The 20,889-nt window shown below is 42.3% G+C and carries 33 protein-coding genes and 1 pseudogene; 21 read left to right on the forward strand and 13 right to left on the reverse strand.

Translation table 11 applies throughout. The features are described 5' to 3' along the window. Positions 1 to 202: 202 nt before the first annotated feature. The 3 genes from H6G83_RS30460 to H6G83_RS30470 all read right to left on the reverse strand — a co-directional run bounded on the left by H6G83_RS30460 (position 203) and on the right by H6G83_RS30470 (position 3,727). Positions 203 to 1,249: a hypothetical protein gene (locus H6G83_RS30460; RefSeq protein WP_190479156.1), complete on the reverse strand. Its 1,047-nt coding sequence runs from the start codon at positions 1,247 to 1,249 to the stop codon at positions 203 to 205. A 31-nt stretch (positions 1,250 to 1,280) separates the two neighbouring features. Next, entirely contained in the window at positions 1,281 to 2,054 is a 774-nt protein-coding gene (locus H6G83_RS30465; RefSeq protein ID WP_190479092.1) for a KilA-N domain-containing protein, read from the reverse strand. Between the two features lie 86 nt (positions 2,055 to 2,140). Next, the gene (locus H6G83_RS30470; RefSeq protein WP_190479093.1) at positions 2,141 to 3,727 is read right to left on the reverse strand and encodes a hypothetical protein; all 1,587 of its coding nucleotides are present in this window, start codon (positions 3,725 to 3,727) and stop codon (positions 2,141 to 2,143) included. 57 nt (positions 3,728 to 3,784) lie between these two features. Here H6G83_RS30470 and H6G83_RS36080 point away from each other — a divergent pair, with 57 nt between their 5' ends. Continuing rightward, positions 3,785 to 3,913, forward strand: a complete 129-nt coding sequence (locus H6G83_RS36080) for a hypothetical protein (RefSeq protein WP_277876456.1) — start codon at positions 3,785 to 3,787, stop codon at positions 3,911 to 3,913. A gap of 81 nt (positions 3,914 to 3,994) precedes the next feature. Here the strand turns inward: H6G83_RS36080 and H6G83_RS30475 are convergent, their stop codons facing one another. Then, positions 3,995 to 4,327, reverse strand: coding sequence for a helix-turn-helix domain-containing protein (locus tag H6G83_RS30475; RefSeq protein ID WP_313937452.1), 333 nt, complete (start codon positions 4,325 to 4,327; stop codon positions 3,995 to 3,997). Between the two features lie 240 nt (positions 4,328 to 4,567). On the opposite strand from H6G83_RS30475, the gene H6G83_RS30480 reads away from it, so the two are divergent. The 3 genes from H6G83_RS30480 to H6G83_RS30490 all read left to right on the forward strand — a co-directional run bounded on the left by H6G83_RS30480 (position 4,568) and on the right by H6G83_RS30490 (position 6,445). After that, the gene (locus H6G83_RS30480) at positions 4,568 to 5,257 is read left to right on the forward strand and encodes a hypothetical protein (protein ID WP_190479097.1); all 690 of its coding nucleotides are present in this window, start codon (positions 4,568 to 4,570) and stop codon (positions 5,255 to 5,257) included. A 107-nt stretch (positions 5,258 to 5,364) separates the two neighbouring features. Next, the gene (locus H6G83_RS30485) at positions 5,365 to 5,940 is read left to right on the forward strand and encodes a hypothetical protein (RefSeq protein WP_190479100.1); all 576 of its coding nucleotides are present in this window, start codon (positions 5,365 to 5,367) and stop codon (positions 5,938 to 5,940) included. 115 nt (positions 5,941 to 6,055) lie between these two features. Continuing rightward, on the forward strand, positions 6,056 to 6,445 hold the full coding sequence (locus H6G83_RS30490; protein WP_199328644.1) for a MerR family transcriptional regulator: 390 nt from the start codon (positions 6,056 to 6,058) through the stop codon (positions 6,443 to 6,445). A gap of 63 nt (positions 6,446 to 6,508) precedes the next feature. Here the strand turns inward: H6G83_RS30490 and H6G83_RS30495 are convergent. Further along, positions 6,509 to 6,595 (reverse strand): annotated as a pseudogene (locus H6G83_RS30495) (transposase); the annotation flags it as partial. A gap of 74 nt (positions 6,596 to 6,669) precedes the next feature. After that, entirely contained in the window at positions 6,670 to 7,197 is a 528-nt protein-coding gene (locus H6G83_RS30500) for a hypothetical protein (protein ID WP_190479101.1), read from the reverse strand. Between the two features lie 336 nt (positions 7,198 to 7,533). Here H6G83_RS30500 and H6G83_RS30505 point away from each other — a divergent pair, with 336 nt between their 5' ends. From H6G83_RS30505 to darG, 4 genes are all read left to right on the forward strand, one after another. Further along, a complete protein-coding gene (locus H6G83_RS30505; RefSeq protein WP_190479103.1) occupies positions 7,534 to 8,034 on the forward strand; it encodes a GNAT family N-acetyltransferase in 501 nt (166 codons plus the stop codon). 352 nt (positions 8,035 to 8,386) lie between these two features. Next, positions 8,387 to 8,578, forward strand: coding sequence for a hypothetical protein (locus tag H6G83_RS30510; protein ID WP_190479105.1), 192 nt, complete (start codon positions 8,387 to 8,389; stop codon positions 8,576 to 8,578). 35 nt (positions 8,579 to 8,613) lie between these two features. Next, entirely contained in the window at positions 8,614 to 9,249 is a 636-nt protein-coding gene (gene darT / locus H6G83_RS30515) for a type II toxin-antitoxin system toxin DNA ADP-ribosyl transferase DarT (RefSeq protein WP_190479107.1), read from the forward strand. A gap of 54 nt (positions 9,250 to 9,303) precedes the next feature. Next, positions 9,304 to 10,377 (forward strand): type II toxin-antitoxin system antitoxin DNA ADP-ribosyl glycohydrolase DarG, encoded by a 1,074-nt coding sequence (darG, locus tag H6G83_RS30520; protein WP_190479109.1) that lies wholly within the window; start codon positions 9,304 to 9,306, stop codon positions 10,375 to 10,377. Between the two features lie 183 nt (positions 10,378 to 10,560). Here darG and H6G83_RS30525 read toward each other — a convergent pair whose 3' ends face one another. The 5 genes from H6G83_RS30525 to H6G83_RS30545 all read right to left on the reverse strand — a co-directional run bounded on the left by H6G83_RS30525 (position 10,561) and on the right by H6G83_RS30545 (position 12,432). Beyond that, the gene (locus tag H6G83_RS30525) at positions 10,561 to 10,926 is read right to left on the reverse strand and encodes a hypothetical protein (protein ID WP_190479111.1); all 366 of its coding nucleotides are present in this window, start codon (positions 10,924 to 10,926) and stop codon (positions 10,561 to 10,563) included. Between the two features lie 74 nt (positions 10,927 to 11,000). Beyond that, a complete protein-coding gene (locus H6G83_RS35655; protein WP_242044955.1) occupies positions 11,001 to 11,195 on the reverse strand; it encodes a hypothetical protein in 195 nt (64 codons plus the stop codon). Positions 11,196 to 11,368: 173 nt separating this feature from the next. Continuing rightward, positions 11,369 to 11,701, reverse strand: coding sequence for a DUF5674 family protein (locus H6G83_RS30535; protein WP_277876457.1), 333 nt, complete (start codon positions 11,699 to 11,701; stop codon positions 11,369 to 11,371). A gap of 59 nt (positions 11,702 to 11,760) precedes the next feature. After that, positions 11,761 to 12,024 (reverse strand): hypothetical protein, encoded by a 264-nt coding sequence (locus tag H6G83_RS30540; RefSeq protein WP_190479115.1) that lies wholly within the window; start codon positions 12,022 to 12,024, stop codon positions 11,761 to 11,763. A gap of 249 nt (positions 12,025 to 12,273) precedes the next feature. Next, the gene (locus H6G83_RS30545) at positions 12,274 to 12,432 is read right to left on the reverse strand and encodes a hypothetical protein (RefSeq protein ID WP_190479117.1); all 159 of its coding nucleotides are present in this window, start codon (positions 12,430 to 12,432) and stop codon (positions 12,274 to 12,276) included. A gap of 15 nt (positions 12,433 to 12,447) precedes the next feature. Between H6G83_RS30545 and H6G83_RS30550 the strand changes: the two genes are divergently transcribed. The 3 genes from H6G83_RS30550 (at position 12,448) to H6G83_RS30560 (ending at position 14,106) form a co-directional block, all read left to right on the forward strand. Then, the gene (locus H6G83_RS30550) at positions 12,448 to 12,780 is read left to right on the forward strand and encodes a hypothetical protein (RefSeq protein ID WP_190479120.1); all 333 of its coding nucleotides are present in this window, start codon (positions 12,448 to 12,450) and stop codon (positions 12,778 to 12,780) included. A 203-nt stretch (positions 12,781 to 12,983) separates the two neighbouring features. Next, the gene (locus H6G83_RS30555; protein WP_190479121.1) at positions 12,984 to 13,403 is read left to right on the forward strand and encodes a hypothetical protein; all 420 of its coding nucleotides are present in this window, start codon (positions 12,984 to 12,986) and stop codon (positions 13,401 to 13,403) included. Further along, a complete protein-coding gene (locus H6G83_RS30560) occupies positions 13,393 to 14,106 on the forward strand; it encodes a hypothetical protein (RefSeq protein ID WP_190479123.1) in 714 nt (237 codons plus the stop codon). The genes H6G83_RS30555 and H6G83_RS30560 overlap by 11 nt, the downstream gene beginning before the upstream one ends. A gap of 148 nt (positions 14,107 to 14,254) precedes the next feature. Here H6G83_RS30560 and H6G83_RS30565 read toward each other — a convergent pair whose 3' ends face one another. Next, entirely contained in the window at positions 14,255 to 14,416 is a 162-nt protein-coding gene (locus H6G83_RS30565) for a hypothetical protein (protein ID WP_190479126.1), read from the reverse strand. Between the two features lie 163 nt (positions 14,417 to 14,579). Between H6G83_RS30565 and H6G83_RS30570 the strand changes: the two genes are divergently transcribed. The 9 genes from H6G83_RS30570 to H6G83_RS30610 all read left to right on the forward strand — a co-directional run bounded on the left by H6G83_RS30570 (position 14,580) and on the right by H6G83_RS30610 (position 19,861). Continuing rightward, positions 14,580 to 14,729 (forward strand): hypothetical protein, encoded by a 150-nt coding sequence (locus H6G83_RS30570; protein WP_190479127.1) that lies wholly within the window; start codon positions 14,580 to 14,582, stop codon positions 14,727 to 14,729. A 10-nt stretch (positions 14,730 to 14,739) separates the two neighbouring features. Beyond that, positions 14,740 to 15,135, forward strand: a complete 396-nt coding sequence (locus H6G83_RS30575; RefSeq protein ID WP_190479129.1) for a hypothetical protein — start codon at positions 14,740 to 14,742, stop codon at positions 15,133 to 15,135. 152 nt (positions 15,136 to 15,287) lie between these two features. Next, positions 15,288 to 16,010, forward strand: coding sequence for a hypothetical protein (locus tag H6G83_RS30580; RefSeq protein WP_190479131.1), 723 nt, complete (start codon positions 15,288 to 15,290; stop codon positions 16,008 to 16,010). A gap of 12 nt (positions 16,011 to 16,022) precedes the next feature. Further along, positions 16,023 to 17,843, forward strand: a complete 1,821-nt coding sequence (locus H6G83_RS30585; protein WP_190479133.1) for a hypothetical protein — start codon at positions 16,023 to 16,025, stop codon at positions 17,841 to 17,843. A 50-nt stretch (positions 17,844 to 17,893) separates the two neighbouring features. Continuing rightward, positions 17,894 to 18,574 (forward strand): hypothetical protein, encoded by a 681-nt coding sequence (locus tag H6G83_RS30590; protein ID WP_190479136.1) that lies wholly within the window; start codon positions 17,894 to 17,896, stop codon positions 18,572 to 18,574. Positions 18,575 to 18,669: 95 nt separating this feature from the next. Further along, a complete protein-coding gene (locus H6G83_RS30595; protein ID WP_190479138.1) occupies positions 18,670 to 18,990 on the forward strand; it encodes a hypothetical protein in 321 nt (106 codons plus the stop codon). Between the two features lie 43 nt (positions 18,991 to 19,033). After that, positions 19,034 to 19,204, forward strand: a complete 171-nt coding sequence (locus tag H6G83_RS30600) for a hypothetical protein (protein WP_190479140.1) — start codon at positions 19,034 to 19,036, stop codon at positions 19,202 to 19,204. 78 nt (positions 19,205 to 19,282) lie between these two features. Continuing rightward, positions 19,283 to 19,495: a hypothetical protein gene (locus H6G83_RS30605; RefSeq protein ID WP_190479141.1), complete on the forward strand. Its 213-nt coding sequence runs from the start codon at positions 19,283 to 19,285 to the stop codon at positions 19,493 to 19,495. A gap of 141 nt (positions 19,496 to 19,636) precedes the next feature. Further along, entirely contained in the window at positions 19,637 to 19,861 is a 225-nt protein-coding gene (locus H6G83_RS30610; protein WP_190479143.1) for a hypothetical protein, read from the forward strand. A gap of 70 nt (positions 19,862 to 19,931) precedes the next feature. Here the strand turns inward: H6G83_RS30610 and H6G83_RS30615 are convergent, their stop codons facing one another. Then, the gene (locus H6G83_RS30615) at positions 19,932 to 20,237 is read right to left on the reverse strand and encodes a hypothetical protein (RefSeq protein WP_190479145.1); all 306 of its coding nucleotides are present in this window, start codon (positions 20,235 to 20,237) and stop codon (positions 19,932 to 19,934) included. Positions 20,238 to 20,767: 530 nt separating this feature from the next. On the opposite strand from H6G83_RS30615, the gene H6G83_RS30620 reads away from it, so the two are divergent. Next, positions 20,768 to 20,889, forward strand: a 122-nt coding sequence (locus H6G83_RS30620; protein ID WP_390823189.1) for a nucleotidyltransferase domain-containing protein, incomplete at its 3' end; no start/stop codon positions are given.

Below are 20,889 nucleotides of genomic sequence, written 5' to 3' on the forward strand. Positions count from 1 at the left end.
TAGAGTCATATTCGGTATTGTCTCATTCCAGTTACAATATTTACACCGTTTTATTCAAATAATAAATCATGTGATGTAATTTTGTGTTATTTTATTAACAAATCCATGCAAAACCATGACACATTGTAAGCAATCGATACTATATTGCATTAAAGATGGGAACGATTGCTGAAATATGCTACTAATCAGTAGCTAAAGCTACTCATCCCCCCACCGGATACCGCCGCATCATCTCGCTCAACGCCACCGCCTCACCCTCCGGCGTGTACACGACCTCACCTGACATAGCAATCACAATCCTCTGCCCCCTCGCCCATTCAAACCAAGCGATCGCACCAGACTTAGCCTGCTGCGCTTCCGGCTTCCTCCCCTCCTTACAAGCCGCAACAAACACAGCTTCCGGTGACTTGATACCCTTCCAAGTCCGCACTGCCTCCTTCAAGTAAGCGATCGCCCCTGGTACATTCGCCCAATACCGCTTGACTGTACGCTGAATCTCCCCGTTTAGCCGAAACTGCGGAGTACAAGGAATTTCGCGTAACTGCTGCAATACCTCCTGAACCTCCTGCTGACTCGGTTGTACTGATTTTTCTTGTGGTTCGGTGTAATCATCATCACTATCATGAAAATTTGACTCAACCGGGGCGGCGGAAGAATGGCCCTCATGATGGTCTGTCTCGCTAGTCGAGTCATCTTGTTCTGGTTCATCAACGTAGCGAGTAACCTGGGGTAACTCTGGTTCTGGGGTTTGGCAAATTGGTTCCTGGTCGCATTCCAAAAACTCCGGTTTCACTTCCTCACTTTTTTCAAGCTCAACAGCACTGTGTTGTTGTGGTTTTGAAGTTTTAGGTTGGTTACTGTGGTGTTGTTCTGCATTGAATCCCGAACGTTCAGTTTTGCACTTGCGATGTCCTAATAACCCATTGAGTACATTAAAGTTTAATTTATACTGCCAAGTCCTATCCTGACCGTTACCCGGATTCTTCTGCTTGGTGATAATCCCCATTTCCTCAAGCCGAGCGATCGCAGCCCGAATCACATGAAGACTATGCTCCCCCATCAGGTCAGCGTAGATTCGCTTGAGGGGCTGGTAAATCCAGGGAGTACGGTGGTTCTTGAGCTTCCACTTTGTCCAGTGCCGGAAATACTCAATCAGCTTGGCGGCACAGTAGTTGTTTGTAATGTCAAGGTATTCCCGGCGCAGAATAACTAGGACAGAAAATTTCTCAGCAGAGGCAATGCTGCTCATATCTTACCTTCCGTGTGCAAAACATATTTGGCTAAAAGGGCATATTTTTCTGGTCTTCTTCTGGAGCCTGTGACCAAAATTCTCGAAGTGCTTGGAGTTTTGCAGCCTGCAACTGCTGTTTCTCTTCGGGGGATACTTCACCAACTAACTGTGCCACCTCAGAGCGTTGTTGTTCTTTCATCTGCTCGGTACTGATGGCAGGTAGTGCTACTGGTTCAGCTTGACCTTGCTGGGAGGGGCGGAAACGACGGTGACGGTACAAAAAACGGAAGTGGCGTTTGTCTTGTGGAGGCAGAGATTGCCATACTTCAGGTTTCCAACCAGGGGGTATAAAATCAGATGATGGGGGCAACAGGTTTTGTACTTGGGCTTGTAATTGGGCGATCGCCTGCATTGCTGTTTCTAATTTGCTCTCCAATTCCAAAACTTTGGAATCAAGCACCGTTGATTGCCCTTTTAGCACCCATTCTTCAACCCATTGTTCGACTTGATAGCCGAACTCATCGGAAAGCCAAATGCCAAATCTGACTGCCAGCTTCGGGTGTATCCAAGTGCCACCCCCATTCTCAGGAGAACCCCGAAATGATTGATATAACTCAATTACCGGAATCCCGGTGATTGAACTCAAATGATTTAATGTTTCTTTAGTACGTTCTAATTCCAACCAATGAGCAACATCACGCCGCTTGCCTGTAGCCAATTTATAAGCACTACTTAAAGCCGTAGCGTTAATATAGCCATCGCGTTGTCGTTGTTCTACAGGTGAGCCGTGTAGTTGGCGTGAAATAACTGTGATTGCATTCATATATATTCCTCCAATTTTTGGCGCATGAAAATATCGGCAGCCGTTGATCCATGCCGCATTCGGTTGTTTGAGCTATTTAGTAGTTGCTAGTCCGACAACAGGCGCAATTCGTCTTTGTCATGTCGGAATGATTTTTCGGTTCGGTCTTTCCAGTGATCCCAAACCACCCAGACATCAGTACCCAGGTCTTGAATAACTTCACCTCTGGCGTTGTATAAAGCGAAGTACGGGTCATTGTGGGCAACGATAGACCCGACACCTATGATTTTGGGTTGTGCAGCTTTCTCTAATTCAGTGATTAGCTCTACCTCTTGTGGGGTTAATTGGGCTAAGTAATCTTCTTCAATAACCTCGTATTCTCTCGCTACCGTTAAATAATCCTGCCAAGTACACCCAGGCTTAGAAAGCACCGCCCGAATATCACTTACTGCTTGGGGTATGAGTTGTAGCTGTTCTGCCCGATATGCGATCGCAGTTGGGTTTGGTTCACTTCCCAAAAGCACAGCCGCCGCTTGCAAGGCTTGGGCATTGTTCATGGCCGTCGCTAGATTACCAAGCGCGATACCCATCAGCCTGAGACATTCTTGGGCGTTCTCCTTCGGTGGTTCAACTGCCAGCGATCGCAGATCAATAGTATTCTCCAGCGATCGTTTAACTTCTTTGTTTAGAGCTTTCGCCGCTTGCTTGGTAAGAGTATTTCCCCACTGCTGGGTGGGATTTTCTTTTACAACGTTCTCTAGCTCCTGATTCCGTTGCCTTAACTGCTCGTTCTCTTCCTCCAACTTTCTAAGCGCTTCCATCTCGTCCAGGCGTTGTTGCATCTGTATAATCTGCTCTTTCTGCTGTTGGTATAGTTGTTGCCACGACGTTAGTTGTTCTTGTACTTGCTGTTCGGCTCTGCCGGTGGCCTCAGACTGTAGCCCAATCCTCAATTCTTGCTCTAGCCGTTCTATTTTCTGCTGATACTGTTGTTCGATTGCGGCGATCGCTTCTGCATACTCTGGAGGGTATTTGCGCTCTGTGGTAAATGACTCAATTGTGTCATTACTCAAGTGAGTCAAATCAGTATTGTTTACCAACAACTTCTCACCATCGGCAAACGTGACTATCTGGCTTGTGGGATTAGGCGGATCTGTCTCAATGGTTCCAGATTCTCCACATCTGGGGTGAGACGGGGATGTAACTTTGACGAAGTTCGTTTTAGGAACCAATGGTTCCTGAACCGGGGCTAGGGTGCGTCGGCGTGGATTTCGTGGAACCACTTTCTGAGCGGCCGCCGCAAAATCCGATTGACTGGGCGAGGGGTTTTCCTGTACTGCGATCGCAACAGCTTCCCGGAGCTTGTCTGGTTCCTTGACTAGACGGAGCAGTGGTCGGGCTTGGCGTTCGTTTTTGATATGTTGCCCCAACTCGCCTACTGTATCAATGACTCTTTTCGCCCCTAACAGTTGGTTGATGCGTCGGAACCCACCCCAAGCGGATAGTTCGTGCTGGCAATATTCTTTGAAATCAGCGTACCCTGCTTCAAGGTAAAGCTCCCCGTCACGCATTTGCAGAACTTCACTGACAGCCTGCAACTCGAAACGGTCGAGAGATTTGAAAGTTTCTTTGATGCTCTCATTGAGAACACCGTAGGGGAGGGTTGGTGATGTTTCGGTTTCTAGTGTCAGCATGATGATTGCCCACTACTGGTAAATGCAAAAAAAAGCAGTCACAGACGCATAACCAAAGTGAACATTGATGCTGATGTGGTAGGTTTCCCCCCAAATATGTCAGCATTATATTTAGCTCACTTTGTTGCCCAACGATTTGAGCAGGCGATCGCACTAGCTGGCCGGCGGGCGATCGCTTTTATTTAAGAAAGATGAGGAAAAAACTTCATTACCTTAATAAAGCTAAGGAACAATACTGTCTACCAAAAAAGGTGATGACAAAGGTAGTTATGCGGCTTCCTTTGGCAGGGTTCGTTGCAACTGGGATGATGGTTGCACTTGATTTTTAATTGCACTTTGGTTCGCTTGTGGATTCTCAGATTGAGGGGTTTGAGTCGAATCTTCTTTTTCCGGCTTTTTACCTTTGGGAACCCACTCTAAAACTTCACCGGGCTGAATCTCATAGGTGTCGCAGATTTTACTTAAAACCGTAGATGAAGGTAGCTGCTCAGGATTGTTGTATAAGTCATACGCTGTTCTTTGTGCTATTCCAACATCTTTTCTAAACTGATAGGCCGTTATACCTCTTTCTCCTAAGAATTGCTTGATTTTGTTTTTCACAGACACTTCCTCAACTCCTATCTAGTTAATACTATCATCTAGCTAGTAGTGCTAACTAATTAATATTGTTTATGAGATGGCACTTAACTATAAATAAATGATATTACTAAACTATTGCATATAGTATCAACTAGTTAGTAATATTAAGACATAGCAAAAGGCGATCGCTCACAGCCTGGAAAACTTGGCGATCGCCCTTTGTGAAAACCTAACCCCATTACGAGGCAGGAGATCATAATTATGTCGCATTTTACCCATACACAGCAAGCACCCAAAAGCTTCAACCGCACTCTAATAGATGAACAAGCTACAGCCCAAGCTGAACTGAATCAGTACGTCAACCAGCAAGCCCAAGCTGTAGCACCTGAAGGCTACCGTAGCGTTGAAATCACTTTCTACGATCATGAAATCTACGCCAACGATCAACTAATAGCCAGAATCGCATACGACAGTAACGACTTCGTAACCCAACCCTGGCTAGTAATTGTCAACAATAAAGAAGAGTTCCGCGCTAACACCTGGGCGAAGTGCTACCGCTACATCTGCACACATCACAAAGATGGTTCATTACCAGTAGAAGGGGAAGAAACACCCGCAGCCAGCACTGGTAATGAAGTTATGGTACAGATTTTCGATGCTTGTGAGCAACACGGACTGGAATTGCTAGAAGATGGCATTTACCGCAACGATCACAAACTAGGTGAAGCGGGACAAACTAATGGTATCTGGTGGTTCACCCGCACTGATGACACAACACAGCAGCGTGTCTTTTGTAACTCTGCGTCAGATGCGGTTTGGTTAGTTTCAAGAGCAGAATTACCAGAGAGTCCAGACTTTCTCAATGAATACTTGCAGTACAGACCGCTTGAGCAAATGCTACCCGTGGAGTTGAAGCATCTGCTTGATAGTGCAGAGTTAACAGCAGCGTAACCTAGAACTCAGGAGCCAGAAGTCAGAAATCAGAATAATTCTGGCTTCTGAATCCTGACTCCTGACTCCTATTAATCCAAACATCTCTTCATTCACCAATTACAACTATGGAAGCAACAATATCAATTCCTCCGGGTTGGCAATACCCCCGCTTTACCTTTGGTCAACGCACCCAACAAGGCGCAATTATAGGTATGCGCTACTACGCCGCAGACACGTTTCTAGGGCAAGAATACGGTGAGGGCTGGCGTTACATTATGCTCCCTGACAAGAATCAAGAAGAAGAACGACACCAAGTAGAGGAAGAGGTCAAACTGCTCACACCAGAGGAATTAAGGACACAACTCCAGGCAGAGATTGACTATCACTCCGACCAAATTGAACAGTTAAAGTCTGAACTGGCAAGTGTACCCATAACTGTAACTGTGACGGTGGCTGAATCTGGGGAACAGAACTCTGCACCGATCAGTAAACCATCTACCGTTTCCTCACCCCCTAGCTTAGACTCTCTGATTGATGGGGCTAAAGTCATCCTCAGAGAAATTGCTAAACACCCTGATTATCTAGCATTTGAGTATCAGCCGGATCTAACTGTGGGTGATGCTCAAACTGCGCTGGATTATCTGCAATCTGGGCTGGAAGATAGCCAAAAGCTTGATATTACCTCAAATATCTTTCCCTAAATTCTAAAGCCAGAAGTCAGAATTAATCAACTTACTGGTGTTAAGTTCTGACTTCTGGATTCTTCAAAAAGACACATTAATTTGTTGTTTGCCTGAGACGAAAGGAGAATTAATCATGAGGATTAGATGGACTGAAGAAGAGTTAACCATCCTTGAGGAAATGGCCCAAATGTTCACTGTAAAACAGATTGCCTTTCGCCTCAAAAGACGAGGATATTACCGTACAGAAATAGCGATCGCTTGCAAACTTTATGCTTTGGGTTACTCAACAAGACCCACCCTTGATAATTATAGTTGCAGTGAAATTGCGAAAAACCTTTGTTTGCATCCCACGACTATCACAAACTGGGTGAAACAGGGTTGGCTCAAAGCGAAAAAGCGCTACGTTCATTGTTATCAGGTCAGAAGTAAAGACTTAAAACGGTTTTTGCAGAATCCACCTGCGTCAATTAAAAAGCGGATTGCGGCGATAGATCCGCAGGTTATCAGCTATTTGGTGGGGTAATCGAAAGTAGCATGAACTCGGATATAGTTCAAATTCTCCTTTTCCACATCCCGTGAAAAGTCAGCCTCCTTCTTTGGGTGGTGGAATTAAAGGAGCCAGGATTTCCCACTCCATATCATTTAAGTCTGTGGGATAAGACTTTCGTGCCATAAGCAACTATGTAAATATACTGTATATTAGGTATCTTACTCCTTCGGATCATCCCCTTTTACTCGCCTTAAGATTTACTTTATAAATAGCCTCTTAATGTCATGATAAAGAATAGTTTGAATAATCTCACTACCGATTACTATAAGAAACAGATATATCAACGAAATACAAATAGTTTGGAAGATATTTCTTTTGCTAGCACATCTACCATAAGTCTGATATTGATAATAGTAGCTAAAGACAAAAATTTGGCTAAAGTAAAAACTAGTTCCTATTTCAATAACTCTATCAAATTGAGTCGGTGGTATAAGAGAAAATATTCCTGTAAAAATGCTCAGATATATTAAAAAATCTTTTTCTAATCTAATTTGAGTAAATGCAAATATTCCCAAAAAGAAGGCGTACCAAGAAAACATAAAGTTAAATTGGTACTTTAGTTCTTGAGGCGCATTGTGGAAATTAGAAGTTTTATTTGGATAATGACATAATGTAGGCAGCCAACTGAAGAGAGGTTTGACAGGTTCTATATAACCTTTTGCTATCATTTCATCTAATATTTCAAACTTTTTTTGCATTTGTAGACTTACATTTTCAAGGCTCATAGTAGATATTTCCTAACTCTCAAATTGTAAATTTTTAATCTTACTGTACTCCACACCCTCGCTCCTTTTCCACATACCGTGAAAAGTCAGATTTTCTAAGGCTCAAAGCGATGCCTGCGGCGGGCTACGCCAACGCTAAAAATTTTGTCAATAAGTAGCGATTAATGACATGATTTTGGGGTTTATTGAAAATAGGCTAGCCTTATTGACATGATGCGGCCGCCCTGTTCAGTCTGTTAAATCAGTGCAATTAAGTTAATAAGCAATAATAGTTGCTAATTAATAATAGTTATACACTAGTGTACTTGAAATTGAGTAATTACAAATATTTTCAGTATGACTACAATAGAAACTTCACGTTTATTATTGCGTCCATTGAAGCTTACGGATTTAGAAGACTTAGCACAGATATACAGCGATCCTGAAGTGATGAGGTATCGTTTATTTCCCAAGCCAGCCTCACTTCTTTCAACTCAAGCTTTCTTAGAATCCTACATAGCACATTGGCAGCAATACGGCTTTGGTCGATGGGCAACGATTTATAAAGCTAATGATCAACTGATAGGGCATTGTGGGCTAGAACATATAGAGCTTCTTAACGAAGTGGAAGTGAATTATCTACTCGCAAGCCAATATTGGGGACAGGGGTTAGCAACAGAATCGGCTATTGCCGTGGTGAACTACGGTTTTCAAGTCCAGCAACTTAAGCGATTAGTAGCACTAGCTAAACCAGATAATCTAGCATCACTTCGAGTCATGGAAAAAATAGGTATGAGCTATCAAAATAAGATCCGACTCCACAATGTAGAATGGGTACTTTATAAAATAGAGCGTTAACAGGATTAAGCACTCAATGATTCAGGTTGCATATTGGCTATTTCCATAACTCTGTGTAACCAATTTTGTGTTTCGCAGGCCGCTAACTGCCTTTTCTCGGAGTCAGACCAGATTTCATCCCAGAGAAATAGCCAACGAGTTAACAGACGGATCAAATCAACTGGCTGCTGAGGAATAGAGCGCCGCTAATGCTAACCCAACGACCAGCCGCAGTTACCAGTTGCGATCGCTCATAAGCGGGCGGTTACGCCCGGAGCGCAAGAATGTCTACATGGCAATGATTTTGGTGGGATTGTCGGGATTTTTAGGGACGGCTTTAGTGGTGTAATTTTGGGAGGAGTGGAATAATAACGTGGAAATTGAACCAATAGACGCTAATGCGCTAGATATTGAGCCAGAAGTTCAGAGCCAAATTTTAGCTACCCTCGAAGCACATAATACTCGTATCCATGTAGAAGAAACCTCAAGGCGAAAAACTCAAACTCAACAAAAAAGGACTAATGCACGACTTATTAACTGGAAAAGTAAGGATCAATCAGGTTAAAAATAATTTAGCCATATATGTAACTGCATAGTGTAATGCCTACTCCCATCTACCACATCACCCATATCAACAACTTACCCTCAATTCTCAAATCAGGTGGATTGATGTCAAATAGTAGGTTAAGGCAAGAAAAAATGAAATACCTTGATATCGCTTATGAACACATCCAAGATAGGCGAGGAATGAAACCTGTTCCCTGTGGTGCTGGTGGAACTTTACATGATTATGTACCGTTCTATTTTGCTCCACGTTCGCCTATGCTCTATGCCAATCACAAAAAAACTGTGGATAAATATAGCGGTGGACAAATACCGATTTTACATTTAGTCTCCAGTGCCGAAGCTGTTGACAGTGCCGGACTATGTTTTGTAGGTGCGGATGGACACGCAGCTATGGAATATACAGCTTTTTTTGATGAAATTGAATATTTGTATCTAGATGGGATAATTGACTGGGAAATTATGGAAGCTAACTACTGGGCTGATACAGAAGAAGACGGTGACAGAAAACGCCGAAGACAAGCCGAGTTTTTAGTGCATCAGTTTTTCCCTTGGGAACTAATTCAAGAAATTGGAGTTATTAACACCACAATTCAAGCACAAGTTAGAGAAATATTACAAAACTTTAAAGTTCAGACCCCTATTAGGGTTTACTCTAAATGGTACTATTAAAAATTTTGAGATAAAAGTACAATTATAGTACATATGTATGGCAAGTGAAGGGAGATGATTAAGTTTAAGCAAGGCAACCTATTAGAAGAAAACGCTGAAGCCCTAGTTAACACCGTTAATAATGTCGGTGTCATGGGTAAAGGTATCGCTTTGCAATTCAAGCAAGCTTATCCTGACAACTTCCGCCAATACGAAAAAGCCTGTCGTGTTGGAGAAGTGCAGCCAGGACGGATGTTTACTGTCTCAACAGGTAGCCTATTTAATCCCAAATACATCATTAACTTCCCTACTAAACGTCACTGGAAAAGCAAATCCAAAATAGAAGATATTAAAAGTGGATTGATAGCTTTAGTTGCAGAAGTACAAAAATTAGGTATTACCTCAATTGCTATTCCCCCATTAGGATGCGGCAACGGTGGCTTAAATTGGCTAGAAGTTAAGCCTTTAATAGAATCAGCCTTTTCTCAACTGCCTCATGTGCAAGTAATTATTTTTGAGCCATCAGGCGCACCCGCAGCCGCAAAAATGCAGGTGGCAACCAAAAAACCCAACATGACCCGTGGACGTGCCTTAATTATTCGGCTACTGGAAGCTTATGGTATCCCTGGGTATGAGTTAACTAAGCTAGAAATCCAAAAACTGGCTTATTTTCTTCAAGAAGCAGGAGAATTGCTCAAGTTACCCTATCAAAAGCATTTCTATGGCCCCTACGCTGACAACCTCAACCAAGTTCTAAAACATATAGAAGGTCACTATATTCGTGGTTATGGTGACGGTACTGGCAGAGCAAGCATTTATGTATTGCCCGAAGGTAGAGAAGCAGCAAACACTTTTTTAGAAACACAAACAGATGCTCTTGAGCGTTTAGAGCAGGTTAGCAAACTTATATACGGGTTTGAAACGCCATATGGGATGGAATTATTAGCGACAGTTCACTGGGTAGCTACCAAACACCCCAACCCAGCCAAAAATAGTGAAGAAGCGATCGCCTTGGTGCATGAATGGAGCGATCGTAAGCGTAAACTATTTAAGCCGGAACATATTCGCAAAGCTTGGCAACGTCTAAATGAACAAAACTGGTTAATCATAAATCCAACTAAATATGATGCAATGAAAAATCACTCGTAATTTTCCCTGATTTTAAACGAGTACAGCCTGGTTGAACTTCTTTTCATCAACCAAACTCAAACTTATGGGTTGGTAGCGTGTTGAGTCGCGTCGAATTATGTTATCAAGAGCAAGGATTTGTCTTCGCCTTTGTATTTATACTATTTAGACTGCACTAAGCGATCGCACTGCTAACCCATCATTCTAATTTTGCGGGTCAACTCTTGTTAGCTGTACTAAAATTGCCCCAAGCTGATTTAATGCAGCGTTAGTGGTTCGCTGGTGTTCCTCAAAATTACGCTGGTGTTGCTCGTGACTGTCACGCAGTTCTAGTAACACATCATTGAGAATGGCATCTCTAGCTAATACAGAGTTGACATTACTGGTTAGTTCACTGATGTTATCGCTAAGGTTGTCCAGCTTTGTTGTTAGTTCAGCGATCGCTTGAGAATTTAAGGCTGTTGTCTGAGTATTTAGAGCTATTGCCTGAGTATTTATCTCTTGCTGGGCTGCTACTCTGTCTAGGATAGCCTCAATACGGTCTAATCGGCTGCTGGGTGTCTCAGTCATAGTAATTTTAATAGATTCGTGAAGAGTGAATCACATTGACATACTTATATCCGTAAATCAAAGATACAACAGCATTACGCACTGAGCGATTCAGGTTGCGTATCAGCTATCTCCGAAACCCGACTAAGCCAATTTTGTGTTTCGGAAGCGGCCAAATGCCTTTGCTCAGAGTCAGACCAGATATCATCCCAGTGGAATAGCCAACGAGTTAACAGACGGCCCAAATCGACTAATTCACCGGCTCGGTCAATGTCGTCGGATTTTACCATGTCAGGTACAGTCCACTCAAGAAAGTATCGGCTTTCCTTGATTAGACTGATGATCGATTCGGGAGATGCCGCAGCCCACAGAGAATTAATTTGTGACAAGTGATTGGCTAAATGATGTAGACGGGTGGAGACATCATCTTGCATGAAAATTTGTTGCTCTGGTGTCACTTCGATCATACATTTCCCAGGAACTCGACAATAATTTGAGCGACTCTTTCTCTAATAATAGGGTCTATTAGCTCCATTGACCGATTCTGACGCGGGCGCAGATTGACCATAGACTCAAAATTCAGTTTTCCCGTCAATGGCATGAAGCCTGCTGCCCAGATATTTTCTTGACGACTACCATCATCCAGTAAAGCCTGTTCGCAGTCGTAATGTAAATTTCCACCCCCAGCTAATACTCGACGTTCAATATCTACTGCGGTCTTGATATAAAACTTGTGTTCTAATAGCATTTGTTCAATCTGTTCGGGTGTAGCGCGATCACGCAACAGTAGAATCAATTCACTATCCTCACTAAATCCTCAGCTAGATATACTTCAGTTGGTGGTTTTGTCTGAATTTATTTAACTTGTTGTACGTGTTTGAGCAAAGCGATCGCTAACTCCAAAATATTATTACTATCCCAAGAGGGAATTTGCTCAAGTACATATTGCATGACAGCTTCAGGTGGCTCATCAGGAAGTGAGCCAACACGCAGCAAAGCATCGTTGGTGCTTTTAATCATACGCTCTATTTTTTCTGGTCTACTATTACCTGGCATAGTATCTAGCACAGCTATAACTTCATTCTTCAAGGAAACATTTTGATAACCATGATTTGGCATAAAAAGTAAATCATCACGCAACAAACACAATACATAGGTCAGAATCAAGAGCTACTCAAAGGAGCCAGAACGTTTTACTCATCGAATGACATTCCTATTGGAAGTTAAGAGTGCTTGTCGTTCTACGGCTTTTGAATACTAACTTTCGAGTTCTGTCTTCTAATATTACTGTATAAAGTAAGTATCTCTAAAATTTATCTAAATACTGTATTAATACAGTATTATTAATATAATTATTTATAAGTGAGTTCAACCCATTGTTACGAGGAGTATTAAACAATAGAAGACAAAGGAAAAAGCAAAATAATATGAATTTATTAAAGTTATTATGCAGATGATGATGGGAGCGATCGCACTCCGGTGAAGAACTGCGATCGCCCATTCCGCTCCTAAAGACAGTAACTCCATAGGAGGGTACTCAACATGGTACGAGCATTAGACAACAAGTTCAATCGTCAGGATGAATTTTTTTGTATAGAGGATGAACAGCAACCAAAGAATCAGATTGAAGAAATTGCAGTTAGAGCCGTTAAATTGGCTGGGTTGTCAGTAAGACTTGGTGATTATGAGTTTGTCTCTACATCGGTTAGATTACTTGAACCATTTATCAAAGCTTGGTACGCAAAAGCAGGAGTCGAGCCACCATCGACCGCGACAATCTCTCGTTGGTTTTATGATACGCCGCCAAAGTGGGCGATCGCTTTATTGGTAAACGAAAAAGAAAAAATTTTTGAAAAGGTTTCGCGGAAATGCTAAATTCCGCGAAATCCTACAATTTTGCAAAATCCGAAAAAGCCCTTGTTTTTAGCAAGCGGCCTTTTTATTGTTAAGGAGAAATATCAAGAGATAGTCAACAGACACAACTCATTGACATCAACGTTGACATCAATATTGACACTTAGGTGATACGCATATTGACTATCTTTTTGAGACTGTTGACACGGATATAAAAAACGTGAATGGAATCAGGATGGAGAGAACAACTTTTTAATCAAAAACCGAGCCAATCAGGGGTAAATCCATTGGTTTTACCCATGTCAAAAGCGAAAGCGATCAAGATTTTGGGTATTTGCCCCCGTACATTAGAACGCTGGACAGGGGTAGCTCAAATCATTCCAGAGTATAGGTTAATACTTGTCAGGATGAATACTTTTGCGACTGAAAAGAACTTACGCTCACCACCAATCACACCCTATCAGGTGTGGGTAGTAGGGAAGATTGGCGAATTGTTTGCAGATGTTGCCCAAGGCATCGATAAGAAAGCTCTTGTGGGAGCAATTGTAGAAGCAAATAAAGCCGAGTACAGCCGCGCAAAGTTTGAGCAAGAGCAAATAGCATTCACATCAAACACATTAGGAGAAACGCAAAATGTCGGATAACAAATTCACCCGTGAAGAATTGTTTGAGTTATTAAGCGCCAGCTATCCCCCGGAGAAAATCATTGCCGGGTTGCAAGAGTTAGCAAAAACAGATCCAAGCATTGATCCAGACGGTGAAGAATTTGATGTGGAGGTAAGCGATCGCTTGGAGAAGTTATTTAACCTAGCCCAGACAGTGATAGACCAAGGCAAACTATTAGGGGCTGGAGGAAGTCTGACGAATTTAGAAACTCAAGCCATCAATAAAACAGTTGAGCAATTGAAAGCTCAAGGCATATCGGGTGAAACGTTCCGGGCATTTTTAGAGATTGCGGCGGGGACAACTGTTGCTCAAGCATTTGCGATTCACAACTTTAAAACACAGTTGTTGGAAGACACTTTGCAAGAGCTAGATGTTGAATATTTACAAGAATGCACTCAAGCAGGCGTTGAGGAAATCACGCTGATCTACCAAATTCTCAAAGACCCCGAAACCAAGAAGAAAATCATCTCTGAGCATGGGCTAAAAACTCCATCTCAAGTTCAGAGCGAAATTCAAACACTGACCCAAACTGCTACACCAGAGTTTGACGCATTGAAATTCTGTGAGGAGTTAGGTTTACCAGTAGAAGAAAAAAAGTCTGTAAAGCCCCAGACGATAAAGGATTTACGTTTGTTGACCCAGCACTTATTCAAACGACTTCCAAATCAAGCCACAGCGTGAGTAAGTTTTGGGAGAAGTACAAATGGGCGATTTCGATAATTTTCTTTATAAGCTGTGTTGGGCTATCTGTAGGCATTCGTGTACTGCAAGCTTCAACACCAAATCAAGTGATAACAGATGAGCAAACGCAAGTATTCAAGTGAATACCTCACCTACATACATTCGCCGCAGTGGAAAACCAAATCAAAACAGTGCCAACAATTAACACTACAGAATTGTGTACTTCTTCCTTGGTGCAAATCCAATCACGCACACCATTTGACTTACGACAACCTAGAGTACGAAATACCTGTGCGTGATATTGTGCCACTGTCTGATTTAGCTCATGAGATAGTTCACCTTTGGTTGTTTTGGAAAACCCCTCTACGGTATGGGGTGAACTGGATGCTCAGACTGTTGATGCTGTTTTATGTGGTGTTTTGGCGACTTATTTGGATAGTTAAACAGTTAACAAAATTAACGTACTAATCAATATGGAAAGACACATATTAGACGCAATCGGTTTTGAAACTCCACAACTAGAACCAGAACCTGTGGTTGAACAAGTTGTAGTTGAGCAAGAGCCAATTGCTAACACAGTTGATAACTTGGGAAAGATTTTAGAACAGTACGAACCAGCGTAAAGTTTGGGCTATGAAATACCAAAAGCAGGCGCTACTAGGATTATTTGGAATGGGTTTAATCGCTAGTCCTTGGTTGTCAAAACTGCCAGCACAATTTCAAACTTACAACACGGCCACAACCATTCAACAATCCGAAGAACTAGAGCGCATTAAAGCCGAAGAAAGGGCAGCAACATCCGAAAAAATTAATGAGTTAGGAGTTAGCCCCAGTTTTAGCAAATTGCGGATGCAAGATTATTTAGACACTCCTAAGCGTAATCCTAGACCCAATACTACAGGTTATTTAGAAGATGAACTGGTTTTTGTTTATGACTCAACAGGAAGGTGCATTGGGCGAATCGAAGAACGCCAATGGAAATGGAAGTATCGATTTAGAGGTGCTTGCAATGATTCGCCGCCGATGTAGAAGACAAGGTGCAGGGTGCAGGGGGCAAGGGAGAGAATCTTTCCCCTTTTCTCAGAAGCTCCGAACCGCCCTTGTCCTCTCCCCTCTGCACCCTGCGCCCTGCTCCCCTGCCTCTTTTAACCGAAATTTCTGCTCAAACTTGAAGTTAAATTATGAGTAATCTAGTGCCAACTAATAAAGGGTCACAATCCGATTCATACCCACCACGCCCAGAAAATAAACCGCCGCAACGAGGATTAGGCCAATACCTAGAAATTTTAGCCCGATGGATTGTCGCATTAATTTCTTTCCCAGTTATCTTTATCTCATACATCGTTGCACAATTCGTCACCCCAGGCACACCAGGATATAAACTAGTAGGCGCGATTGGTTTTTGGATTGGTACACTTCTTTCTACTGATAGCGTTTGGCAAGTTTTGTTTCAAGGAAAACCCCTTTTTCCCTGGTTTGAAACCCAATGGATTGGTTGGAGTGGATGGTTACAGCTACCATTCAATCTGTTGTTTTGGGTCAGTTTTGGCATCTCTGCGTTAGTTCAAGTGATGGAAGCAAGAACCCTGCGTGGTAAAGACCCCATCCAAGCAAGATCCGAGTTTGAAGAATCCAAGCAATATGTTCTGGGCAGCAAACCCTCTGGGAATATCGACCTGACAGTGGCATTATGGGGGGATTACAAACGCGCCGGCATGAAAGAACGTAACGCCGGAGGAGCGATCGCACTATTTTTCTGGGTACTGGATATCACTACTACTTTCGTAGGTCGCTGGCCCTTCCAATACACTAACCCAATGACAATCTTGGGTTGTTTTGCTTATAACTGTGCCTCAATGATGGCTGGTGAAATTGGCTACAACATTTGGAAGTTAACTAAGTAGGAGACAGAGGCGATGGAACAGCAAATACCAATGCTAGGAACTAAAGAGACGGCACTGTTACGTGGCGATTATCCCAGTATTGAGTATTTGGAAGCTGGTAACATCGCCTCTTGGTTACAGGAACGTCAAGACCAATTATTAGTCCGCGCCAGAGATGAACGTAACGGTATGAACCTTGCCAAGTTCATCACTTTGGCAACGGCGGCTACTGGTGCAGTTTGCTATGCCACTTCCCCACTTGCTCCTATCGGTGCAGTGGTCGCTGGTGTTGGGTATCTTTGGTCAGTGGTGCAAGACCTCAGTGATACCCATCAATTTGCCCCAGTTCCTTTTATTCGGGGTGACTTTTTTGAGTTCCTCTCGGCAATGGGTGATAGTGTTGCACGAGACGAATACTTTGCTAATAAAAATGAAATTGCTGACTTGATGCTGCATCTGGAGCCAATGGAGAAATATGAGTTCGCCATGCTCAAGCAATCATCTCATGTGCTGTGTAAAGACTTAAGCACCGTTGAGCCGGGAAAAAGGTTTTACGCTTACCGTTGGTTGTTGGATTGGTTTATTCAGCTGCGTGGACAATTCCCAACCCGTGACCAATTATCCGGGCATTTAGCTCAGGTGACAATTGACCCGCGTGTAAATTACCAACAAGTGACATCCATTCAACAAGTGACACAAACGCACAATATTGGTATCCCACCTGCAAGATTTGTTGAATTACCAAATGGTGTCAATCAACAACTAGAGGACAAGACTGTTACTATAACCCCAAAAGCTGAACTGCCTTCTACCTCTAACCCATCATTGGGGACAGTAGTTTCTAGTCATGAGCCTAACCCAACTACGATTGTTAACACGGAAATCTCCACTTACACCAAAACGCCTCATGTGCAGTATGACCTTATTGGGCATATTGCTAAGAAAGTGACAAATATGCTGTGGGTTGGTGTTCCTGGTTCTGGCAAGGGCATCACCATTAGCAATGCTATTGATGCAATTAAGCGATCGCACCCTGGCATACATATCTTTTACATCGACCCCAAAGGCGATGAGAAAGAAACTGGTTATTTTAAAGGTCGTGTTGACACCTTAAAACGGGCCAAGATTCTGGAGATGTCACCCGCCGAAGCAGTCAAGTGGGTTAAAGATTGTTTTGCCGAGTTTCAGTTAATCACCGGGAATAAGCTAATTATTTTGGATGAAGGGACGGCTGTTTGTTCCAAGTTTAAGAATGCTAAGGGTGAAATTGGTTGGCTCAAAGATAAAATCGTCTCCTACTGTTCATGTGGTGATAGTTCTGGTTGGCATTTTTGGATTGTGGTGCAGAACCCCCACACTGACGATTTGGGTATTTCTGGGGGACTGCGATCGCAACTAACATCTGTGGCTCTGGTTCATCCAGATAATGTCCCCGCTTACAATGCCATGATTGCCACGCAACTGATTCCGAGCGATCGCAAAATTACGTCAACGCAAGTCATGGACATTGCCTCCTCGTCACCAGTAGGTCGAGCCGTGTACTACGGCGGCATCAATGAATGGATACCGATGCCTCTATTAAAGAACTTCTCCGGTTATGACCGAGACAACAAGAAATTTCTGGATGAACCAAAGATTAACGATTCTTTGCAAGCAGAAACTACAGCTACAACAGATGCACCGAAAAGCGAGTCTCAAAGAGTGCTGGCATTATTGGAACGCACCAGTGCATCCTCACTTGATGAATTTATTCACAACGAGTTGAAATTGTCAGGAACTCAAGCTGACTTAGTACGTGTGGGGATTGAGAAATTACTTAAAGATTCACATCTAAGATACAAATTTGATGGGTAAATTTTCTAAGCCTTTCTTTTTTAACCATGCACACAACAAAGGACAAAACTATGCAAGATATCCTCAATCAAATATCACAACTACATCACACATTTATTGCTGGTTCAATTGGGACTGGGAAGGATTTACTAGCATCCTTTGGGGTTAAAGCTCTTAAACAGCAGCAACCCTCATTAACAGTATATGTCATAGACTTGAAAGCCGATTGCAAAGAAAACTACTACGATAACTGTGCTGATATTGTCCGCCGTCGAAATTTCACCCGCATGATTAGTGAGACATCATTAACAGATTTATTTAACTGGGTAAAGGGTTGTTTTCTTGAGTTTGCACAAATCACGGGGAAAAAATTATTAATTATTACAGAAGCCACTTTTCTTTTCCATAAATTCAATCAAGATAAAGATTATAAAAGTTGGCTCACTGACCAAGTTGTCACTTATCTGTGCATTGGACATTCTGCTGGTGCTTATTTATGGTTGATTGGGCAGAACTTAAACTTGGAAAGTAAAGAAATTGGTTTTTCTAGCCTATCAATTATGAAGTTTGTTTTGATTGTGAGTGCAGATAATTTGGCTAACTATGATTACATCTGTCGGACATTATTTATCCCTAAAAACCGCAAACTTAGTATAGAGAAAATAAACGCGATCGCCGCAGAGTCTCCAGTTAACCGGGCAGTCTATTCGGCTGGACACTGGTCGCCTATGCCAGTGCTTACCCATGCCTGATAAATGTCAGGAACTAAGTTTGATGAAAAAGGGTACTGACAATGACAGTACTCCCGTAGCGACCAATAATTTCTGAAGTTTAAGGACTTATCAAGATGGAACATATAAGCGAAGAGTTACAGCAAAAAGTTGATAAAGAATTTGACAACTTTTGGAGAGATATTGTCTGTGACGAAAACGGATGTTTGGATCTAGAGAAAGTTAAGCGTGAATTGTACGACTATAGCCTAGCAATGCAATATGTATCAGAGGTTTACTGTGAATTGACCAATGGGCATATTAGTAAAATTCACGCAGACCCACAAATAGTAATTCGCATGGTTTACGAGCAAATCGAAGGTCTGGAAATGATATTTATAGGAGTTAAAAGTGAAACAAAGGAACAAGTACATCCTGTAGGAATAGCCTCTAGTTAAATGTGCAGCTTAAATTTATTAGTTATTGGGAGAATAATCAAATATGCAACTACTCGAAATCGTCAAAGTAGAAACCGCCGCTAAACCTATTCGACCTTTCCAACGGGTATCAATAGTCCGGCGCAAGCGACCCTATTGGCAGGAGTGTGAGGACAGGGGGTATCGGAATGTCGGACAGGCTGAAGAAGGATTTTCTAGGTTTGTGTCTGATTAAAAGGGTACTGACAATGACAATATCCTTGATGGTGAACAAGAAATGCTGACTGTAACAAAGTAAGGAGTTTGTTGCAAAATGATTAATCCTACGATTGAGTTTGTTTTGCAAAATGGGAATAACCACTTTTACCTTGAAGGTGAAGAAAAACCTGTTGTAGACGTGGATGAAGCTTCTAGATACTCAACTTTTAATGAGGCTTCTAGCCATATCAAAACATTTCACCAACAAAACGATGCGGTTGAAGTTTTTGTTAGACCTGTTCAACTATCTATTGAACTACTAGACTGATGAGGAATCGGCAAAATGACAAAATATTACAATGATGAACCACCATAGCAATTACTAATAACTAAAATAAAAGTACCGGGCAACTGTCCGGTATTATTTTTTAGTAGATACAGCAAATTTTGTGAAGTTGTTCGAGGCAAGGTGAAGGATATCGATTTAGGCGATCGCATGAAAGAAACCGAATTTTCTTTGTCTGAACTAATCATCTACTACTGGCAGAAACTATCGTTAATTACTGACCAGCACCATAGGGCCAACCCAAGTATCAAAGAATTTGCCGAAGTCTCACGCTGCCCCCAAAAGTGGAAAGCTTTTGACATAGCAGTGGAACTGCATCGGAACGGGTCTAAGCCCTGGGTTGGGTGATAAAGAAAAGGGATGCTAGACAGACGTTCTGTCTAGCATCGTGAAAGGCTTTTGCTGCAAGGTTTTCTTCTCATCTAACCGATATTTTCTGTTTGAGGAACCAGACTGCATCCTCTGGCGATTTCAATTGTTTCCCAAGCAGCCCTATTTGCATAAACTCTCGCAAATAGCATCGGCAAGTATTCTTGTGCAATCCAGACTTATGAGCAATCTGGCTGGTAGACAAACCATTCTCACCAGCGTTATTTAACAGCCACAGCAAGAAGTTAGCTTGGTTGAGCGAGTCGGTGAAGCAAATGTTAGGTTCTCGGATTGGTTTGAGAAATCCCTGTTTATTCGCGGCTGGTATTATTTCGGCTATCTTGTCTGTTCGCATATTTATATAATCCCCCTGTGAGGATTATATAATATGTTTAACTTGTCAGTGACATCAACTTCAGACAGCGATGGAAACCAAACCAACCAAAAAACCTTACAAGCCCAGGACATCACAAACCGACACAACAAAATTCCAACACGTTAAAATACTTGACTGTAATTTACCAGTAAATCGGGTGATTTTCGAGTGCTGGCACTGTCACAACAATTCGCAATTCGCAATTCGCAATTCGCAATTGTGAAGATATGGAGAATTAATTAGTATATAAACTTATACCAATTCACTTAAAGAAGAAGAGCTTCCCTTCTAGTACAACTAGTTTCCCAAGTTATTGCTGAGAAGATAAATGTACCCCAATATTTTGTTCTCCACTTTTAAGTTGAAGGTAATAACTGCGAATTGCGAATTGCGAATTGCGAATTGCCTTGTCCCAGTTGCAGCAAGACAGCTATCAGGTTGGCAGCTTCTGGGGTGCTTTCGACAACGCCTATACCTTCACCTTGGCAACCTTATAACTTATCGTCATGATGAATGATCTGCACATTGAGTTGATACATCAGTTATTTGCGGCTTCAGACAAAATTAATCTGCCCCTGTGGTTGCAGGGTGGGTGGGCTATTGATGCGAAATTACATCGGATTACACGGGA

Source organism: Anabaena azotica FACHB-119 (assembly GCF_014697625.1).
In the GTDB taxonomy this organism is placed as follows: Bacteria; Cyanobacteriota; Cyanobacteriia; order Cyanobacteriales; family Nostocaceae; genus Trichormus; species Trichormus azoticus_A.

Excerpts from the sequence above, each read along its gene's own strand:
- H6G83_RS30590 (WP_190479136.1), top strand. The coding sequence starts at position 17,894 with ATGCAAGATATCCTCAATCAAATATCACAACTACATCACACATTTATT.
- H6G83_RS30490 (WP_199328644.1), top strand. The coding sequence starts at position 6,056 with ATGAGGATTAGATGGACTGAAGAAGAGTTAACCATCCTTGAGGAAATG.
- H6G83_RS30550 (WP_190479120.1), top strand. The coding sequence starts at position 12,448 with ATGGTACGAGCATTAGACAACAAGTTCAATCGTCAGGATGAATTTTTT.
- H6G83_RS30505 (WP_190479103.1), top strand. The coding sequence starts at position 7,534 with ATGACTACAATAGAAACTTCACGTTTATTATTGCGTCCATTGAAGCTT.
- darT (WP_190479107.1), top strand. The coding sequence starts at position 8,614 with ATGCCTACTCCCATCTACCACATCACCCATATCAACAACTTACCCTCA.
- darG (WP_190479109.1), top strand. The coding sequence starts at position 9,304 with ATGATTAAGTTTAAGCAAGGCAACCTATTAGAAGAAAACGCTGAAGCC.
- H6G83_RS30615 (WP_190479145.1), bottom strand. The coding sequence starts at position 20,237 with ATGCGAACAGACAAGATAGCCGAAATAATACCAGCCGCGAATAAACAG.
- H6G83_RS30600 (WP_190479140.1), top strand. The coding sequence starts at position 19,034 with ATGCAACTACTCGAAATCGTCAAAGTAGAAACCGCCGCTAAACCTATT.
- H6G83_RS30525 (WP_190479111.1), bottom strand. The coding sequence starts at position 10,926 with ATGACTGAGACACCCAGCAGCCGATTAGACCGTATTGAGGCTATCCTA.
- H6G83_RS30545 (WP_190479117.1), bottom strand. The coding sequence starts at position 12,432 with ATGGAGTTACTGTCTTTAGGAGCGGAATGGGCGATCGCAGTTCTTCAC.
- H6G83_RS30470 (WP_190479093.1), bottom strand. The coding sequence starts at position 3,727 with ATGCTGACACTAGAAACCGAAACATCACCAACCCTCCCCTACGGTGTT.
- H6G83_RS30500 (WP_190479101.1), bottom strand. The coding sequence starts at position 7,197 with ATGAGCCTTGAAAATGTAAGTCTACAAATGCAAAAAAAGTTTGAAATA.
- H6G83_RS30560 (WP_190479123.1), top strand. The coding sequence starts at position 13,393 with ATGTCGGATAACAAATTCACCCGTGAAGAATTGTTTGAGTTATTAAGC.
- H6G83_RS30580 (WP_190479131.1), top strand. The coding sequence starts at position 15,288 with ATGAGTAATCTAGTGCCAACTAATAAAGGGTCACAATCCGATTCATAC.
- H6G83_RS30540 (WP_190479115.1), bottom strand. The coding sequence starts at position 12,024 with ATGCCAAATCATGGTTATCAAAATGTTTCCTTGAAGAATGAAGTTATA.
- H6G83_RS30595 (WP_190479138.1), top strand. The coding sequence starts at position 18,670 with ATGGAACATATAAGCGAAGAGTTACAGCAAAAAGTTGATAAAGAATTT.
- H6G83_RS30555 (WP_190479121.1), top strand. The coding sequence starts at position 12,984 with ATGGAATCAGGATGGAGAGAACAACTTTTTAATCAAAAACCGAGCCAA.
- H6G83_RS30485 (WP_190479100.1), top strand. The coding sequence starts at position 5,365 with ATGGAAGCAACAATATCAATTCCTCCGGGTTGGCAATACCCCCGCTTT.
- H6G83_RS30480 (WP_190479097.1), top strand. The coding sequence starts at position 4,568 with ATGTCGCATTTTACCCATACACAGCAAGCACCCAAAAGCTTCAACCGC.
- H6G83_RS30575 (WP_190479129.1), top strand. The coding sequence starts at position 14,740 with ATGAAATACCAAAAGCAGGCGCTACTAGGATTATTTGGAATGGGTTTA.
- H6G83_RS35655 (WP_242044955.1), bottom strand. The coding sequence starts at position 11,195 with ATGGTAAAATCCGACGACATTGACCGAGCCGGTGAATTAGTCGATTTG.
- H6G83_RS30570 (WP_190479127.1), top strand. The coding sequence starts at position 14,580 with ATGGAAAGACACATATTAGACGCAATCGGTTTTGAAACTCCACAACTA.
- H6G83_RS30465 (WP_190479092.1), bottom strand. The coding sequence starts at position 2,054 with ATGAATGCAATCACAGTTATTTCACGCCAACTACACGGCTCACCTGTA.
- H6G83_RS30460 (WP_190479156.1), bottom strand. The coding sequence starts at position 1,249 with ATGAGCAGCATTGCCTCTGCTGAGAAATTTTCTGTCCTAGTTATTCTG.
- H6G83_RS30585 (WP_190479133.1), top strand. The coding sequence starts at position 16,023 with ATGGAACAGCAAATACCAATGCTAGGAACTAAAGAGACGGCACTGTTA.
- H6G83_RS30605 (WP_190479141.1), top strand. The coding sequence starts at position 19,283 with ATGATTAATCCTACGATTGAGTTTGTTTTGCAAAATGGGAATAACCAC.